The sequence below is a fragment of the Kocuria sp. WRN011 genome, assembly GCF_002295155.1.
GTDB lineage: Bacteria > Actinomycetota > Actinomycetes > Actinomycetales > Micrococcaceae > Kocuria > Kocuria carniphila.
In genome coordinates, this window is record NZ_NSGI01000001.1 from 184,505 (window position 1) to 200,927 (window position 16,423).

Genomic DNA, 16,423 nt, shown 5'->3' on the forward strand with positions numbered 1-16,423 from the left:
CCCGACTCAGGACAAGGGTGGAGCTTAGGGGAATCGAACCCCTGACCTTTTCATTGCGAACGAAACGCTCTACCAACTGAGCTAAAGCCCCTTGCAACAGAGATCACTGTAGTCCTCCTACCTATTTTTCGCACGTCGAGCATGAGTCAGTGCCCGCGCCGATTAGTGTTGTCCCATGACCGAATCGGACCTCCCCGAGGCAGCGCAGCCGCACACGCATGATCCAGAAGAAGAGGATCAGTTTGCCGTCGGCTACGTTCCCGGGGTCATGCCGGGTAAGTGGTTCCGGCGGTGGGAAGAGCGCCGCCACAAGCCAGTCCTCAGCCAACAGCAATTCCGGGCTGACGATTGGCGAGAAGCACTCACCAACGGAGACATCAAAGCCTGCTTCGTCCGCCTCGACTGGGAGGAGCAGGACCCCAGCTTGGAGGAACTGCGCCAGAACTTTCGGGCGGTCGCCCTGTATGAAGAACTGCAGGTCGCAGTACTGGACCAGGACCACATCCTCACCGTCTCGGAATCACTGACCACCGACGAGCTGAAGGCTGAATCCACGCCTCAAGAGAAGCCCGCCACCGATGACGCCGGCATGGCCGTGGAACTCACTGCCGCCGGCGTGGGCCCGGTCATCCTGCCCATGTCGCTGGCCCGCCTGCACCACCGCAAGGACGTCACCTACCGCGAACTCACGGATGCCCCCACCATCCCCGTGGTGCTCGTGTGGCCGCAGGATCTCAGCGAAGAGGATGAGGCCACGGTCCAGCAGTTCGTGGGCATCGTGCGTGGTCGCAGCGCAAACAGCGGCCGCGACACGCCGCCGAGTAAAGATCAAGAGGGCAAGAAAAAGAAGCAGTCCCAGAAACAGCAGCCCAAGGCCCCGCAGCGCCGCGGCGGCAAGGGACCTAAGGGGGCAAAAGCGGCGTCGGCGAGCAAAAATGCCCGACGACGCCGCCCACGCTAGAAACGCCCGGAACTAACCGTCTCCGCGGCGTTCAGATGAGTCGGTGCTGGAATCCCCGCTGGTCGGGGTGCGGCCGTCTGTCGTAGAGGTGTCCGGGGCTGGCTCCGGCTTGCGCACGGTCGTGCGCAGCTGGCCGGTCTGCGGAACTCGTGGTAATGGGAAGGACGTGGTGCGGGTGTCGTCGTCGGTTGAGGTGGAACCGCCCGCGGTGCCGTCGTTGCGCACGACCATCTGATTGACCAATGGCAAGCGCAGGCCTTCGCGGTCGAGCATCTTTTTGATGCGCACGCGCAAGACACGCGCCACGTCCCACTGCTGCAGTGGCGCTGTCTTCACGGCCAGGCGCACGGTGATGGATTCGCCGGTGATGTTCTCTACGCCCCACACCTCGGGGTCATCGATGATGTTGGGACCCATGTCCGGGTCATCGCGCAACAGCTGCGCCTCGTGCTCGATGAGGTCGGTGAGCAGGTCGATATTGGTGTCGTAGGGGACCGGGATATCCAGGACGCAGCGGGCCCAGCCCTGGGACTGGTTGCCCACGCGCAGGATCTCGCCGTTGCGCACGTGCCACAGGGTGCCCTTCACATCGCGGACCTGGGTCACGCGCAGTCCCACGCTCTCCACCGTGCCGATGGCTTCGCCCAGGTCCACGGAATCGCCGATGCCCAGCTGGTCCTCGGCCACCATGAAGATTCCGGACAGGTAATCCTTCACCAAGGATTGCGCGCCGAAAGACAAGGCAACACCGGCGATACCGGCGGAGGCCAGCACCGGCGCAATATTGAAACCGAGCTCCGCAATAATCATCAGGATGGCCACGGCCCAAATGACGATCGTGGCCACCGAGGACAGTACGGACCCCACGGTGGAGGCTCGTTGCGCCTGGCGGTCCGAGGCCAGCCCGGCGTCGGCAACCCATCGGGGCTTACCGTTGTCGATCTTGCGCACGATGCGCGAGCGCGAACCGCGCGCAATGCCCCTGGTGACGTTGCGAATCACCAACCGCAGCACGGCGGTCAGGAGCAGCGCGCCCAGGAAAATCAGGAGCACGCGGAACGGCGCATCCATCCAAAAATGCCAGTCAAGCAATCTCTCATCCATCGGGGACTACATTAACCGGTTCAGATGAGTGGAATCTAAACTGGCCACGCGCTTCGAGATGAGGGTGCCATGTTCTCTTGGATCACGAAACTCCAATTTTGTGCTCGAGGTACCTTTGCAGGATGTCAATACCCGCCCCGAGCCCGCGGTTTCCGAGGTCTGCTAAGAAGCGCTTGAGGCGGCCACGAGCGGCCACTCGGTCGGTGTCTCTTGCCCCGTCGTCTTCCAGTTCGTGCACTGCGGTTTCCAGCTCTGCACGCTCATACCCACCGAAAGTCGCGATGAGTCCCAGTAAATCTTTGGCTTCGGCGTTAAGGTTAACCGTCCCCGAAAGATTTTGGACTACGGAACCGGCAACCGCCTCTATGAATTGAGGATTGAAATTGTTGACAGTCACTGTAGACCCTAGGGTGGGTCTATGGCCCTGGATTATTCCAGTAGGGGCCGGGAGGGGGATCCATTGTTCTAATACGGTGACAAAATCTTCGCCTTTAAAACCGTTTGTTTCAATGAAAAGATTCTCAAACTCATGTTTTAAGCTCAGCATCCGTTCCTCCCTGCGCTGTTTGAGGTCGAGGCTAAGTCTGCGGGCTCGTATGGCAAACCGCGATACGAGACTCTCTGCCGCACCTGGCGCAGTGCCAGTCGCGACCAACTGGGCGACGGCTGCCTCCGGTGTGGTCACGCAGTCTTCGAGAAATGATGAGAAATCTTCGAAGTAGCGGTTCACGCCACCTTCAGGCTCGCCGTCCGCGCTAAAGAATTCGAAGACCTGGCCTGCGGAGGTGCTGTAGCCCTCCTGGCGGACACCGCTATGGCCTTTCTCCCCAAGCCACTCACGGAAGAGGCTTAGTAGGCCCTCCGCCTCTTGTGCATAGAGCCGACCGATAGGAACGTATATGCGAAAAAGTAGATGCCGCTCATTGTCGTCTAGGAATCCGCTGGAAATTATAGAACGTTCCACGTTCGTTCGATATGGATATACGTTGAGCTGGCGTTCACGGAGCATTTTGTTTACAGGTTCGCGCACATCATCGGAAATTTCCCAGGCACGTTCGTCCCGAATCAATCTATATAGTTCATATTCCTCGTCATCTTCTGAGACCGGGATTGGATCAACCGTGTTTTCATATTTGGAAGCAGGAATGTCCGCAGCTGTACGCTGCTCCTCGGTTAGAAAAATTGCCTCATGAACCAGAATGATATGGGGACGATTGACCAGTGCATCAAATAACGCCCAGGCTGATTCTTCGTATTCGGGTCTGATCATTGCTTTGTAGTCGTTACCCCTCAAGACGACGAGCACGCCCCGACAATCTGGTGAGCTGACTAGTGTAACGATCTTGGACCAGTTCTCCGGACCTGAGCTCAGCATCTTCTTGTGATACCGGGCACCACTCGCTCTAAGGCGGGTCGTCGCAGACTCGCTGTCGGCCGAGCCAATAAAGAGGAAATATTCGGGTTCGTCTTCGGTCATGAACTATTTCTACAGGTTCGGAGAGGCAATTCGAGGGGGACTCGGCGGGTTTGTGATCGGTTCTAGAGATTTATGAAGATCTGGTTTCAGTCAATTTGATTGGGGTTGCGAGTAGAGACCTGAGTGTGAGGGGCGCAAGGCCCCGACTGTCAAGGCGGTACTCACGCTTGACACGACGCATAGCGATTACAGAGCTAGAGCCACTTCTTGGCCTTGAAGATCACGTAGAGCACCACGCCCACACCGAGCATCAAGCCCAGCGCCACGGGGTAGCCGTACTGCCACTCCAATTCGGGCATGTGCGTGAAGTTCATCCCGTAGATCGACCCCACGATGGACGGCGCAAAGAGAATGGCCGCCCAGGACGAGATGCGCTTCATCTGCTCGTTCTGTTCCATCGCCGCTTCGTTTTGCCGCGCCGTGGTCAGCGTGGAATCAAGGGTCATGGCATCGGCCAGGGACGACTTCATGGACTCGAGCTTGTTGTTCACGATGATCACGTGGTCCAGCACGTCGCGCAGACGGTGTTGCAGTTCCACGTCCGTCCCGTATTTCTGGAATCCCGCGAAGTACTGATTCATCACGGCGGTCAGGGGCGACACCCCGCGGTGGAAATCGTTGACTTCGCGGGCCAGCTCGTAAATCCGCTGGGACACGTGGTGCTCGCCGGCGAACAGAGCGTCCTCGATCTCGTCGATATCGTTCTCGAGGCCGTCCAGCACCGGGAAATAGTCGTCCACGATCTGGTCGAACAGGGCATACAGCACGCCGTCCCCGCCCAGCTTGATCAGCTGGTCCTCACCTTCCACGCGCTTGCGCACCCGCGTGACGCCACTGGATTCCGAATGCCGGATCGTGATCACAAAGTTGGGTCCGGTGAAGATGTGGATCTCGCCGATGTCCACGGTCTCGTCGTGATCGTTGTAGACCGCCGGCCGCAGCACCGTGAACAGTGTGTCCCCGTATCGCTCGATCTTGGGCCGCTGATGAGCCTGGATCGTGTCCTCCACAGCCAGCTCGTGCAGCTCGAAGTGCTCGGCCAGCGACTTCACTTCCGCCGCGCTCGGACGGTACAGCCCGATCCACGCGAGGACCGATTCTTTCTGGCCGTCCTCCGTGGTCGCGCATTCCTCGTCCAGCTGTCGCAGTAACCGGTAGGTGTCCTGCAGATTCGTCGGGGTCTCGATCCGCTGTCCGTTGCGATAAATGGCGTTGTCCACGATGCTCACCCGCCCATTATCGCCGCTCACCTCCTCCTCGCGGCCACGGCGGGGCACGTGAGTCGGCGGGTACGACGCCGCTCGCTCCCGGTCAGTAGACTCGTCACCATGAGTTTGGCTTTCGATTCCAGGGTGGGTGCGTACGCGCTCATCGTCCATGACCAGCAGGTTTTGTTGACCCATTGGAATCCGCGGCGCGCCGATTTCGACGGCGCGTGGACCCTTCCCGGGGGTGGCATGGAACCCGGTGAGCAAGCGGAGACCACCATGTTGCGGGAGGTTCTTGAGGAAACCGGGTACACGGTCAACACCGACACTCTGTTGGGCGTGCACAGCCGGTGGATGTCTCCGGGGCAACGACTGGACGGCAATCCCCGTGATTACCACGCATGCCGGGTCCTCTACACGGCACACGTGGTGGACGGTGAACTGACCGTTGAAGAAGACGGATCCTCCGACGACACCCGGTGGTTCCCCCTGGTGGAATTGGACGAGCTCGACCGCCTGGACCTGGTGGATCAGGCCTTGCACCTGGCGGGATTGGGCCGATGGGTCGAACAACCGGAAGAACAACCCAGCACTGTGGTCGAGCAGGACATCGAAGAGTGACCACTGCCCAAGACCGGGGCGCTCATCACGGCGCCCCTCTGAACACCCGCGGAGCCACGAAGACCAGCCCGACTAGAAGTCGAGTGGGCCTCATGGGGATCGCCCTGACCGGACTGCTCGCCCTGAGTGCGTGCGGCAACGGTGGCGAGGACCCAGCACCGGGAGATATGGCACCCGAGCCGGCCGCGGCGGCGTCGTCACCGGGTACGAAAGATGGCAGCGCCGTGAAGATTGCCACGGGCGTGAGCGACCAGACTCGTGTCGTGGCGCACATGTACGCCCAGCAGCTGCGCAACCAGGGGATTGGCGCCGAGGTCGTTGATGTCGGGCGTGACCGGAATGAACTGTTCGACGCGCTGCAGGCCAAGCAAGTGCATGTGTTCCCGGATTTCACCGGTGATCTGTACGTGCACGTGGCGGAGAACGAAACCCCGGCGTCGCCATCGAACACGCCCACGCCTGCGCCCACCGCGTCCGAGGATCCGGGATTCATTGGTTCGCTTGCGCAGCTGCTCGGGTTCACCGGTGAGACCGGGCCCTCCGGGGACGACGTCTACGACGCGCTGCCCGACTCGATGCCCAGGGGGCTGCAGATTCTTAATCAAGGCCCGGCGGAAAACACCGATCGATTCGTGGTGGCTCCCGCGACTGCCGTGGAGTTGGAACTGGGCGATCTGACCTCGGTGGGGGAGCAGTGTTCTGGCATGGCGGTCGGTATGCCGGGCAATTACGCGGATTCTGACCAGGGCGTGAAGGGGTTGGAAAGTTACTACGACTGCCAGCCGGAATCCGCTCCGGAGATTGTCGACTATGACGAGCGGGTGGATGCGCTGCTCAACAACGAGGTGCAGGCCGCGGTGCTGCCCGAGTCCTCACCCGTGATCGAGGATGACGATCTGCGAGTGCTCGACGACCCCAATAATCTGTACCGCCCGGAGAAGCTCGTGGCAGTGGCATCGGAAGGGCTCACCGGGGGCGCCGTCTCCGCGATCAACGGCATCACGACCAGTGTTCGCACCGGAGACCTGGCCATGATGACGCGCTTGGTCAGCGGCGACAATCCGGAGATGACACCCGAGGAAGCGGCAGCATTTATCAGGGAACAGCCCCGCTAAATTTGAGTGGCAGCGCCATGACGGACGAGTAGTGTTGCCCTCATGGCAATGGTGAAGCAATCCGACAAACTGAAGAACGTGCTCTACGACATCCGCGGTCCCGTGCTGGACCAAGCGGAAAAAATGGAGGCGGCGGGACATCGCATTCTGCGACTGAACATCGGCAACCCCGCGCCCTTCGGTTTCGAGGCGCCGGATTCGATCCTGGTCGACATGATCAAGAACCTGCCCAACGCCCAGGGTTACTCGGACTCGCGCGGTATCTACTCCGCCCGCACCGCCGTGGTGCAGTACTACCAGACGCGCGGCATCATGAACCTGGACACCGATGACGTCTATCTGGGCAACGGTGTATCCGAAATGATCACCATGTCCTTGCAGGCGCTGTGCGACACCGGTGACGAGATTCTGGTGCCCTCCCCGGACTACCCGCTGTGGACCGCATCGGTCGCGCTGTCCGGCGGCACCCCCGTGCACTACCTGTGCGACGAGGAAAACGGCTGGAACCCGGATCTCGAAGACCTGGAATCCAAGATCACCTCTCGCACCAAGGGCATTGTGGTGATCAACCCCAACAACCCCACCGGCGCTGTGTACTCGCGCGAGACCCTCAAGAAGATTGTGGAGATCGCCAAGAAGCACGAGCTCATCCTCTTCGCGGACGAGATCTACGAAAAGATCACCTACGACGACGCCGAGATGATCAACCTGGCTTCACTCACCGGCGAGGACGTCCTGTGCCTGACGTATTCGGGCCTGTCCAAGGCGTACCGGGTGGCCGGCTACCGTTCCGGTTGGTTGGCGATCACCGGCCCCAACTGGAAAGCGGAGTCCTACATCGAGGGCATCAAGCTGCTGGCCAACATGCGCATGTGCGCCAACGTGCCCGCGCAGCACGCGATCCAGACGGCACTGGGCGGGCACCAATCCATCAACGACCTGATCCTGCCCGGCGGCCGACTCAAGGCTCAGCGCGACCTGGCGTACCGCAAGCTCAACGACATCGACGGCGTCACCTGCCAGCAGGCCGACGGCGCTCTCTATCTGTTCCCGAAGCTGGATGTGGAGAAATTCGGCATCGTGGATGACGAGCGATTCGCCCTGGACCTGCTCAAGGAACAGAAGATCCTGCTCAGCCACGGCACAGCGTTCAACTGGGGCGAACCGGACCACTTCCGTCTGGTCACGTTGCCCGCGGTCGAGATGCTGGACACCGCCCTCGATCGATTGGGCGAGTTCCTCTCCGGCTACCACCAGTAACGATCGCCGAGTCAGGCACTACCGCTCAATCGGGTTCGCTCGAGCCCGGCTCAGTGTCGGGTCCGACTCACTGAGAGGCTCCAGTTACTCCGACGCCGCTTGCTCCCGCGTTTCTTCACGCCGGGAGCGGGCGGCGTCGAGCCGTTCCCGGGCACCGTCGAGCCAGTTCTCGCAGCGGGTGGCCAGGGCTTCGCCGCGCTCCCACAATTGGAGGGACTCTTCCAGCGTGGTGCCGCCGGTTTCGAGCTTGGAGACGATTTCCACGAGTTGTTCGCGGGCCTGCTCGTACCCGAGCTGATCGATGTCGGACAGGTCCGGTGCGGCGTTGTCCGGGGACTGGTTTTCCTTGGTCATGACGGTCCTCTCAGTAGTTCTGCTGACGTCTTAGTACTCAGTGTTCGCCGGGCTGGCGTTGGCTGACGGAGTCCACGGTGACTCCCAGTTCGCCCGAGGTCAGGCGCACGGCAAGTTTCTGCTTGGCCTTTACGGAATCCGCTTCCGTGACCACGTGCCCGTCCTTGGTTTGCACCACGGCGTATCCGCGATCCAGGGTCTGCTGCGGCGACAGGGCGCGGACCCGCGCTCGCATTTGAGTGACGGCGTCCTGGGCACGCAGGGTCGCGGTGTTGACCGCGGACCACGCCCGGGAACGCCAGCGATCCAGGTCCTCTTCGCGCACCAGGATCATGCCGTCCGGTTGAGACAGCACCGGTCGGGTGCGCATGGAGGCCAAGCCCTGTTGCTCACGCTCGATGAGGGTGGTGACCGCCCGATCCAGTGCGGCACGGGCCTGGCCGATGCGCAGGCGTTCCTCCTGAACATCCGGCACCACGCGTTTGCCGGCGTCCGTGGGGGTGGAGGCTCGAACGTCGGCCACGTAGTCCAGCAATGGCTGGTCATTTTCGTGACCGATCGCGCTGACCACGGGGGTGTTCGCCGAGAAGACATTGCGGATCAAGGATTCCTCGCTGAAGGCCAGGAGATCCTCGAATGCGCCGCCGCCGCGGGCGATCACGATCACGTCCACGTGCTCCAACTGATCCAATTCCGCCAGCGCCGCGCTCACGGCGTTGGCAGCGCCATTGCCCTGCACCGGAACTTCTCGGATCTCGAACTGCACACCCGGCCAGCGCAGGGAGGCGTTGCGGACCACGTCTTTCTCCGCATCCGAGTTACGCCCCGTGATCAGCCCAACGCACAAGGGCAATACGGGAAGCGGTTTCTTGTGGCGGGGATCGAAAAGCCCCTCATCAGCCAAGGCGCGACGCAAGCGTTCGAGGCGTTCCAGCAGATCGCCCAGGCCCACGGGTCGGATGCCACGGCCGATCATGGAGAGGCGACCCGTCTTGGCGTAGAAGTCCGCCTTGAGGTTCACCACCACGCGCATGCCCTGTTCCAGGGGCCGCTGCAGCGCAGCCATTTCCTGGCCGAACAGGGTGACGGACACGGACATCTCTTCGTTCATGTCCCGCAGAGTCACGTAGGAAACGCGCGCACGATGATTGACCTCGATGACCTGGCCCTCGACCCACGCGTCCGGGGCCTTCTTGATCCAGGCATTGAGGTTGGAGGACAAGCGGCTCAGCGGCCACGGGTTCTCCGGGGAGGTGTCCCGCGCGAACTGAGCGAGTTCCCGGTGCGGGTCCGGAACGTCTACAGCATCCGAGGGCTGCGGCGATGATGATGTGCTCATGGGTCATGCTTACCACCCTGCGCGGACAAGCACAGGCAACTTTTCCCTAAAGTGGAGCCGTGACCCCTCAACCCCCTGGCTCCACCACCCGTGCGCTGCGAACCGCGGGCGCCGTGCTGTGCGGACTCCTCACCGGGCTGTTCTTCGCGGCCTGGCTCGGGCTCACGTGGCTGCAGGACCATCTGTTGTCCCCGTCCGGCTTCCAGGACACCGCCCACTCGGTGGTCACGGACATCCAATTCCAAACCGAACTGGTGGGCACGCTGCTGGACCGCGCCTCGTTCGGACTGCTCGACGACTACCAGACAGGACTCGGGCCGATAGATCGGACCCTGGAGAACGTGCGGGAGAGCGCCGTCGGCGCCGCCGAATCCTTCGCGACCGCCCCCGAGCAGCGCGAGATGTGGACGCAGGTGCTGGTGGAAACTCATGCCGCCAACGTGCCGCTCTCGCCGGAGATGGGGGAGGCTCCCGAGAATCTGGTCGTAAACGTTCATCCCGTGGGCGCCACGATCGATCAACGCCTGAGGGACACCATCGGGCTCGATCCGGCGCTGAGTGCGCAAGAGCTCACGGTGACCGTTCCGGGTGCCCGGACGGGGCCCGCGATTGACGCGATCGTGTGGTTCGCGCAATGGCGCTTCGTGCTCCCGTGGCTGGCCGGTGCGCTGGGCATTGCCACGGTGTTGTTGGCTCCCCGCCGCTGGCTTGCGATTGCAGGGTTGGGACTCGCCGGTCTGGTTATGACTGGTGCCCTGCTGATCGCGGCGTTGTTGGTGGCCCAGTCGCTCATCTCGGCGTCCTCGATTGAGCCGGTGGCGAATCTGGTGGTCCTGGAAATCGTGGGTCTGCTGCGGGAATCGTTCGTGGCCCGGTGCGTTACGGGCATGATCTGGGCGGCCGTGCTCGCGCTCGCGGGTGTGACGGGCGCCGTGGTGACTCGTCACGCGGTCGCCTACCATTAAGGGCATGTCCACCACCGTTGATCTTTCCATGCCCACCGTTCCTCGCGTACGGCGCACGCCCCAAGAGATCGCCGACGCCGCTCCGGTCGCCGGTTCTCGCAAGGTCCTGTTGGCCGCGCCGCGCGGATACTGCGCCGGCGTGGACCGTGCCGTGATCGCGGTGGAGAAGGCGCTCGAGCACTACGGCGCCCCGGTGTACGTGCGCAAGGAGATTGTGCACAACAAGTACGTGGTCGGCACGCTGGAAGAACGCGGTGCCATTTTTGTGGATGAGACCGACGAGGTTCCCGAGGGATCCCTGCTGGTGTTCTCCGCCCACGGTGTGTCCCCGGCGGTCGTGCAGTCCGCAGCGGACCGCAAATTGCAAACCATTGACGCAACCTGCCCGCTGGTCACCAAGGTGCACCGCGAGGCCGTGCGCTTCGCTCGCGGCGACTACGAGATCCTGCTGATCGGTCACGTGGGCCACGAAGAGGTCGAAGGCACGTTCGGCGAGGCCCCCGAGCACATCCAGATCGTGAACTCCCCGGAGGACGTGGACACCCTGGAGGTCAACAACCCGGACAAGGTCGTGTGGCTCTCGCAAACCACGTTGAGCGTGGACGAGACCATGCAGACCGTCAACAAGCTCCGCGAGAAGTTCCCCAACCTGCAGGACCCGCCCAGCGACGACATTTGCTACGCGACCTCCAACCGTCAGGCGGCGATCAAGGAAATTGCGCCACAGACGGACCTGGTGATCGTGGTGGGTTCGGCCAACTCGTCCAACTCCGTGCGGCTCAAGGAAGTAGCTGAGGAATACGGTGCCAAGCGTGCCGAGCGCGTGGACTTCGCCAACCAGGTCGATGAGTCCTGGTTCGAGGGTGTTGCCACCGTCGGTGTGACGTCCGGTGCTTCGGTGCCCGAGGTGCTCGTCAAGCAGGTGCTCGACCTGCTGGCTGAGTACGGTTATGGCGAGGTCGAAGAAGTCGTCACGGCTGAAGAGGACATTCTGTTCTCCCTGCCCAAGGAGCTGCGTGCCAAGCTCGCCGAGGGCGGCGACAAATCTCGTCAGCTCGGCGGCCGCGGATCGCGTCCCAACCGCTGATCCGAACGCCTGGCGGTCGCGACACTGCGACCGGCCGGGAGCTGTCTCGACCCGCTCACCCGATCACTCGGTCAGCCGGGCGGCGCAGCATTAGCTGGCCCGTGCGTTGTCTTCGCGCGGGCCAGTCTCATTACCCCGGTCAGCGGAACCGTCCAGCACGAACTCGGTCGCAGTGACGGCTCGGGGCATGGTTTCCACGGGCTTAGTTTCGAGCCCGGTGGAGTCGTTGTCGGTGGGATCCAGCGCCGCGATCTTGCGGGCCGAAGGCAACACACGGGTTTCGAGTGAGCCCACGAGTTTGTTGTAGCCGTCCACCGAACGCCTGAGTGAGCCACCCATATCAGCTAGGTGCTTACCCACAGATCCCATACGGTCGTAGAGCTCTCGCGAGAGCCGGTAGAGCTCGCGCGCGTTGTCCGTGAGAGTGGCCTGACGCCAGCTGAATGCCACCGCCTTGAGCGAGGCCATCAGCGACACCGGGGACACCAACGCCACATTGTTTCGAGATGAATGTTCCAGTAGTGCCGCATCCGACTCCAGGGCTGCGGCGAGTGCGGATTCCACCGGGACGAAACACATCACCAGCTCGGGGGAGCCATCGTTACCTGTCCAGTACTGTTTGGCCGCCAGCGCGTTCACGTGCGCTCGCAGTGCCTTGGCGTGTGCCTTCAAGGATTGCGCTCGGCGCTGGTCGTTCTCCGGTGAGCCGTCCGCGGGCACGGCTTGCGCATCCAAGTAGGAGTTCATGGGTGCCTTAGCATCGACCACGATGACCTGTCCGCCGGGCAGTTTCACGATCATGTCCGGGCGCTGCACACCGCGGTCGGTCGTGCGTGAATCCTGCTCCGTGAAATCCACGTGCCGTAGCATTCCGGCGGCTTCCACCACGCGACGCAACTGCATTTCACCCCACGCGCCGCGCACAGTGGTGGAGCGCAACGACGAGGACAGCGACCCGGTGGCCTCCAGCAACTGCGCGTCCGTGCTGCGAGCGGCATCCAGGGCCTGACTCACAGCACCAAATTGCTCAGCGCGGTCCCGTTCCAGTTGAGTGACGTGACGTCCCACGGTGCGCAGCTGATCATTGAGTGGCGCCAACGCCTGCAGCACGTTCTGATCTTGGAAGGAGCGAGCTTCCAGAGTGGCCACGTGCCTCTCGAGTTGCTCCTTGGCTTCTCGCGCGGCGGCGCTCTCTTGCAAGGCCTTCAGGCGTTCGGCCTGCAGCTCGTCGACCTCGGCCTCGATCCGACGTGTCCGGCGACTAGCCAGCGACATTCCCACGGCGGCACCCAGCCCGAGCCCCACCACCAGGGCGAATAACGCCCACAACCACCACACCAGAGACATCACGGAAGCGTCCATGGGGGAACTGTCTCAGACCCCTCCGACATTCATAAGGACCTGCATCGGGCGAACCGCCAGGCCACCCGCAAGGGGAACCGCAGGTGCGCCACCCCCGCTAGATCCATCCGTTGCGCAGTGCTGTTGCAGCGGCTTCGGAACGGTTGTGCACACCCGTCTTCCCAATAGCGGAGGACAAATGATTGCGCACCGTTCCTGCGGACAGATGCAGAGATGCCGCGATCTGCTTCGCCGAGCCACCCTGTGCGGATTCTCGCAACACGTCCTGTTCCCGCTGGGTCAGCGGGTTGGCGCCGGCGACCAACGATTCCTCGGCGAGTTGCGGGTCGATGACACGCAGCCCCGCGTGCACGCGTCGAATGGCCTCGGCCAGCTGTTCTGCGGGCGTATCTTTCACCACGAATCCGCTGGCGCCCGCATCGAGGGCCCGGCGCAAATATCCGGGGCGGTCGAAGGTGGTCACGATCAGGCACTTGGTTCCGCTGCCCCCGCGCGCGATCTCCTGCGTGGCATCCAACCCGTTGAGCACCGGCATCTCGATGTCCAGCAGAGCCACGTCGATGTCCTGCGCGGCCACGGCGTCCACGGCTTCTCGACCATTGCCCACTTGCGCCACGACCGAGATGTCCGGTTCCAGCTCGAGCAGGGCAGCCAGCCCGGCCCTCACCAACGCCTGATCATCCGCAATCACTACGGAGATGGTCTTCATGCCGGTTCCACCACGATTCTCGTTCCTTGGTCCTTGCCCTCCACGGGCGATGTCGCGGTCAATTTAAGCCCGGCTTTCTCGGCTCGTTCCCGCATGCCTCGCAGGCCATTGCCGGACATCGACGACGCCGCCGCGTCCGCGCCGTCGCGCTCGCAACTCAACCCAGCGCCGTCGTCGGTGATGGTCAGGGTGGTCGAGGTGAGCGTGACCCAGCACGAAGTAGCGGACGAGTGGCGCACCGCATTCGTCACGGCCTCACGAAGGATCCACGCAAACGTGGAACGCCAGGGAGCCTCAATCGACGGAACTGTACTGGGCAGATGCGGGGTGATGCCCGCGGAGCGCAGTGCGGCCCGAGTCTGAACCAATTGGACGCTCAGCTCGGGTTCGCGCAGTTTGCCCACCGTGGAGCGCACATCGGTGAGGGAATCGCGCGTGAGGACCAGAACGTCGTCGAGCTCTTGGGCCGCTCGTTCCGGGTCCGTGGCCATGAGGCGCTTGGCCAGCTGGACCTTCATGGACACCACGGTGAGGGAATGGCCCAGGATGTCGTGGACGTCGCGGCCCACGGACTCGCGCTGCTGAGCCAGTTTGAGTTCGCGCTGTAGCTGCTCCTGAGCCACGGAGCGTTCGACTACCCAGCGGGAGACCAGAAGCAGCATCCACGAGGGCCCGATGCCGATGATCGGCCAGATCCAATCCTCTCGCGCGGTCAACATCAACCACGGTGTGAGCGCGAGAATCGCAATAACCGCGGCAGCGAGGAGCGATTCCTTCATGGACATACGGAACACACAGACCGCTACGAAGAACGGACTGACATAAGTCGCGGCGAGCCCGCCCGCAGGAATCACCAAGGCCACGGGCAACAGGAGAATCAAGCACCACACCAGGGCGTTGAATCGCTCACTGTGCTCGGGGAACAGGTATTCCTTGATCCACGAGATGACGTACAAAACGGCGAAGAGCCCCAGCCCGATGAGTGCCATGACCTTGAGGCCATCGTCCGCAGGGCTTGACCACACGCGGGTCACGGGGAAGATGAGGAACACCAGCCACACGGAGGCGAACAGGACATCGGGCCAGCCGGAGGGCCATTCGGCGGGATTTTCGGCCGACGTTTCTTTCTCGGTCTGAGTATTCATCGTCACTGTGCTCATTTGCGGGCCGTTGCTTTCCGCGCGGCGAACAGGGCGATGGCGGCGAAAATCACGGTCCACACACCCACGTTGGCCAGCAGCATCCAGACGCTGTCCTGTTCGGCGGCGCCGTCCACGGAAACCACCCAGCCTTCGGTAATGGGGTAGCGGGCAAGTCCAACAATTCCATACAAGGGCGTGAAGCGGGCGAAGTCCAGTAACGAACCGGACAACGGCATGAACACGTTGCCCAGGAAGGCGAGCACCACCAGCAGGCCGGTGGCGGCGCTGACCGCGCCGTCCGAGCGGAACAACAGTCCTGCGGCCAGACCGTAGAGCGCAAAGACCACGGAACAGGCAATGACGATGCCGGCGGTTGCGAACCAGCGCCACACATCGTCCATGACCGAATTGGTGAGGACACCGGCCAAATAAACGATGATCACCGGCACCACCGCCACAGTCATCGCGACGATCACTTTGGTGGCGGCGTATCCGCCCGTTCCCATGGGCGTCATGGCCAACTGTCGGCCCCAGCCCTGCATCCTCTCCACGGCGGCGCTGCCCGCAATGGAGGTGGTTGCGGTGACCGCGCCGTACGCGGCCATGGAGACCATCAGGTAGGCGGAGACATTGCCATGGCCCGAGGATTCGTCGGACCAGCCCTGGGTGACACCGAACATGATGAACAATGCCGCGGGCAGTATCGCGATGAAGAACATGTTCTCGAAGGCGCGGACCTGGCGCCAGAAGTCATGGAGTGTGTACGTGAGATTCATAATGAATTCCTTGTCGATCCTGGTTATCAGTTCTGCTGGTTTCAGTGCTCGGAAGAACGGTTCACGAGCGCTGTAAAGGCCTCTTCCAGGCCACCGCGGGAGATTTCCAGTTCGTTGGCGGGCGTTTCGGTCAGTAGCACGCGTGCCAGTTGATCCGAGTCGTGTGTTTGTGCGGTGACGCGGGCGCCCTTCCAATCAAGGTGCGTGACGCCGGGAAGGTCCGGCAACGGCGTCGCGCCGGGCCAGTCGAACGACACCGTTTGATGCGTGGAAGCGGATCGGAAGCTGTCCACCGTGCCGTCGTGATGCACCGCTCCGCGGTCAAGAAGCACCACGCGCTGGGCGAAGTCTTCGGCCTCTTGCAGATAGTGGGTAGCGAACACCACGGTGCGGCCCTCGCGGGCCTCGGCGCGCATGGTGTCCCAGAATTCCTGTCGGGCCTGTACATCCATGCCGGCGGTGGGCTCGTCGAGAATCAGCAGATCCGGCTCAGGGAGCAGAGCCAGGGCAAAGCGAACGCGCTGCTGCTGACCTCCCGAGCATTTGGCGATCTTGCGTTTCGCGAACGACGCCGCTCCGGCGCGTTCCAGCGCCTCGTCCACGGGCATGTGCTCGCGGTAGAGCGACGCGATCATCACCACCGTTTCGCGCACGGACAAGTCCGCGAGAAGGCCACCCGTTTGTTGGACGGCACCCACCAAGCCGCGGGAGACGGCCTCGCGCGGGCTGTGTCCGAAGACCGCGACCGTGCCTTCTCCCGGGTTGTTCATACCCAGGGCCAGGTCCAGAAGTGTGGTCTTGCCGGCGCCATTGGGTCCCAACAGGGCCACGATCTCACCGCGCTCGATGCGCAGGTTCACGTCGTTGACGGCGTGCACCGTCTCCTTGCGAGTCCGGAACACCTGATGAACGTGAGAGCACTCGATGGCCGGGGCGAGCGGAG

At 62.6% G+C, this 16,423-nt stretch carries 16 protein-coding genes and 1 tRNA gene; 6 read left to right on the top strand and 11 right to left on the bottom strand.

Going from position 1 to position 16,423, the window contains the following annotated elements; genetic code table 11:
* Window positions 1–18: 18 nt before the first annotated feature.
* A tRNA-Ala gene (locus CKW39_RS00850) sits at window positions 19–91 on the bottom strand.
* 84 nt (window positions 92–175) lie between these two features.
* On the opposite strand from CKW39_RS00850, the gene CKW39_RS00855 reads away from it, so the two are divergent.
* A complete protein-coding gene (locus CKW39_RS00855; RefSeq protein ID WP_095796308.1) occupies window positions 176–961 on the top strand; it encodes a LysR substrate-binding domain-containing protein in 786 nt (261 codons plus the stop codon).
* A 12-nt stretch (window positions 962–973) separates the two neighbouring features.
* On the opposite strand, the gene CKW39_RS00860 is transcribed toward CKW39_RS00855, so the two are convergent.
* The 3 genes from CKW39_RS00860 to corA all read right to left on the bottom strand — a co-directional run bounded on the left by CKW39_RS00860 (window position 974) and on the right by corA (window position 4,771).
* Complete coding sequence (locus CKW39_RS00860; RefSeq protein WP_095796309.1) at window positions 974–2,032, bottom strand: mechanosensitive ion channel family protein; 1,059 nt, start codon at window positions 2,030–2,032, stop codon at window positions 974–976.
* A 115-nt stretch (window positions 2,033–2,147) separates the two neighbouring features.
* Window positions 2,148–3,542 (bottom strand): hypothetical protein, encoded by a 1,395-nt coding sequence (locus CKW39_RS00865; RefSeq protein ID WP_095796310.1) that lies wholly within the window; start codon window positions 3,540–3,542, stop codon window positions 2,148–2,150.
* Between the two features lie 194 nt (window positions 3,543–3,736).
* Window positions 3,737–4,771: a magnesium/cobalt transporter CorA gene (corA, locus tag CKW39_RS00870; protein ID WP_095796311.1), complete on the bottom strand. Its 1,035-nt coding sequence runs from the start codon at window positions 4,769–4,771 to the stop codon at window positions 3,737–3,739.
* A 99-nt stretch (window positions 4,772–4,870) separates the two neighbouring features.
* Between corA and CKW39_RS00875 the strand changes: the two genes are divergently transcribed.
* From CKW39_RS00875 to CKW39_RS00885, 3 genes are all read left to right on the top strand, one after another.
* Entirely contained in the window at window positions 4,871–5,371 is a 501-nt protein-coding gene (locus CKW39_RS00875; RefSeq protein ID WP_095796312.1) for an NUDIX hydrolase, read from the top strand.
* Between the two features lie 92 nt (window positions 5,372–5,463).
* Window positions 5,464–6,486 carry a glycine betaine ABC transporter substrate-binding protein gene (locus CKW39_RS00880; RefSeq protein ID WP_254049211.1) on the top strand — a complete coding sequence of 341 codons (1,023 nt, stop codon included), beginning with the start codon at window positions 5,464–5,466 and terminating at the stop codon, window positions 6,484–6,486.
* A 42-nt stretch (window positions 6,487–6,528) separates the two neighbouring features.
* A complete protein-coding gene (locus CKW39_RS00885; protein WP_095796313.1) occupies window positions 6,529–7,746 on the top strand; it encodes a pyridoxal phosphate-dependent aminotransferase in 1,218 nt (405 codons plus the stop codon).
* An 84-nt stretch (window positions 7,747–7,830) separates the two neighbouring features.
* On the opposite strand, the gene CKW39_RS00890 is transcribed toward CKW39_RS00885, so the two are convergent.
* Complete coding sequence (locus CKW39_RS00890) at window positions 7,831–8,100, bottom strand: exodeoxyribonuclease VII small subunit (protein ID WP_095796314.1); 270 nt, start codon at window positions 8,098–8,100, stop codon at window positions 7,831–7,833.
* 37 nt (window positions 8,101–8,137) lie between these two features.
* Window positions 8,138–9,439: an exodeoxyribonuclease VII large subunit gene (xseA, locus tag CKW39_RS00895; RefSeq protein WP_095796315.1), complete on the bottom strand. Its 1,302-nt coding sequence runs from the start codon at window positions 9,437–9,439 to the stop codon at window positions 8,138–8,140.
* A 59-nt stretch (window positions 9,440–9,498) separates the two neighbouring features.
* On the opposite strand from xseA, the gene CKW39_RS00900 reads away from it, so the two are divergent.
* Both CKW39_RS00900 and CKW39_RS00905 read left to right on the top strand, forming a co-directional pair.
* Window positions 9,499–10,404: a hypothetical protein gene (locus CKW39_RS00900; protein WP_095796316.1), complete on the top strand. Its 906-nt coding sequence runs from the start codon at window positions 9,499–9,501 to the stop codon at window positions 10,402–10,404.
* A gap of 4 nt (window positions 10,405–10,408) precedes the next feature.
* Window positions 10,409–11,491: a 4-hydroxy-3-methylbut-2-enyl diphosphate reductase gene (locus tag CKW39_RS00905; protein WP_095796317.1), complete on the top strand. Its 1,083-nt coding sequence runs from the start codon at window positions 10,409–10,411 to the stop codon at window positions 11,489–11,491.
* A gap of 90 nt (window positions 11,492–11,581) precedes the next feature.
* Here the strand turns inward: CKW39_RS00905 and rmuC are convergent, their stop codons facing one another.
* The 5 genes from rmuC to CKW39_RS00930 form a co-directional block, all read right to left on the bottom strand.
* Window positions 11,582–12,853: a DNA recombination protein RmuC gene (rmuC, locus tag CKW39_RS00910; RefSeq protein ID WP_254049212.1), complete on the bottom strand. Its 1,272-nt coding sequence runs from the start codon at window positions 12,851–12,853 to the stop codon at window positions 11,582–11,584.
* A gap of 97 nt (window positions 12,854–12,950) precedes the next feature.
* Window positions 12,951–13,562: a response regulator transcription factor gene (locus CKW39_RS00915; protein ID WP_095796318.1), complete on the bottom strand. Its 612-nt coding sequence runs from the start codon at window positions 13,560–13,562 to the stop codon at window positions 12,951–12,953.
* Window positions 13,559–14,707, bottom strand: a complete 1,149-nt coding sequence (locus CKW39_RS00920; RefSeq protein ID WP_095796319.1) for a sensor histidine kinase — start codon at window positions 14,705–14,707, stop codon at window positions 13,559–13,561. The genes CKW39_RS00915 and CKW39_RS00920 overlap by 4 nt, the downstream gene beginning before the upstream one ends.
* Before the next feature lie 11 nt (window positions 14,708–14,718).
* Entirely contained in the window at window positions 14,719–15,480 is a 762-nt protein-coding gene (locus CKW39_RS00925; RefSeq protein ID WP_095796320.1) for an ABC transporter permease, read from the bottom strand.
* Between the two features lie 41 nt (window positions 15,481–15,521).
* Window positions 15,522–16,358, bottom strand: coding sequence for an ABC transporter ATP-binding protein (locus tag CKW39_RS00930; protein ID WP_095796321.1), 837 nt, complete (start codon window positions 16,356–16,358; stop codon window positions 15,522–15,524).
* Window positions 16,359–16,423: the final 65 nt, after the last annotated feature.

Coding starts and splice junctions, on each gene's coding strand:
- CKW39_RS00855 (WP_095796308.1), top strand. CDS start 176: ATGACCGAATCGGACCTCCCCGAGGCAGCGCAGCCGCACACGCATGAT.
- CKW39_RS00860 (WP_095796309.1), bottom strand. CDS start 2,032: ATGGATGCGCCGTTCCGCGTGCTCCTGATTTTCCTGGGCGCGCTGCTC.
- CKW39_RS00865 (WP_095796310.1), bottom strand. CDS start 3,542: ATGACCGAAGACGAACCCGAATATTTCCTCTTTATTGGCTCGGCCGAC.
- CKW39_RS00875 (WP_095796312.1), top strand. CDS start 4,871: ATGAGTTTGGCTTTCGATTCCAGGGTGGGTGCGTACGCGCTCATCGTC.
- CKW39_RS00880 (WP_254049211.1), top strand. CDS start 5,464: ATGGGGATCGCCCTGACCGGACTGCTCGCCCTGAGTGCGTGCGGCAAC.
- CKW39_RS00885 (WP_095796313.1), top strand. CDS start 6,529: ATGGCAATGGTGAAGCAATCCGACAAACTGAAGAACGTGCTCTACGAC.
- CKW39_RS00890 (WP_095796314.1), bottom strand. CDS start 8,100: ATGACCAAGGAAAACCAGTCCCCGGACAACGCCGCACCGGACCTGTCC.
- xseA (WP_095796315.1), bottom strand. CDS start 9,439: ATGAGCACATCATCATCGCCGCAGCCCTCGGATGCTGTAGACGTTCCG.
- CKW39_RS00905 (WP_095796317.1), top strand. CDS start 10,409: ATGTCCACCACCGTTGATCTTTCCATGCCCACCGTTCCTCGCGTACGG.
- rmuC (WP_254049212.1), bottom strand. CDS start 12,853: ATGGACGCTTCCGTGATGTCTCTGGTGTGGTGGTTGTGGGCGTTATTC.
- CKW39_RS00915 (WP_095796318.1), bottom strand. CDS start 13,562: ATGAAGACCATCTCCGTAGTGATTGCGGATGATCAGGCGTTGGTGAGG.
- CKW39_RS00920 (WP_095796319.1), bottom strand. CDS start 14,707: ATGAATACTCAGACCGAGAAAGAAACGTCGGCCGAAAATCCCGCCGAA.
- CKW39_RS00925 (WP_095796320.1), bottom strand. CDS start 15,480: ATGAATCTCACGTACACACTCCATGACTTCTGGCGCCAGGTCCGCGCC.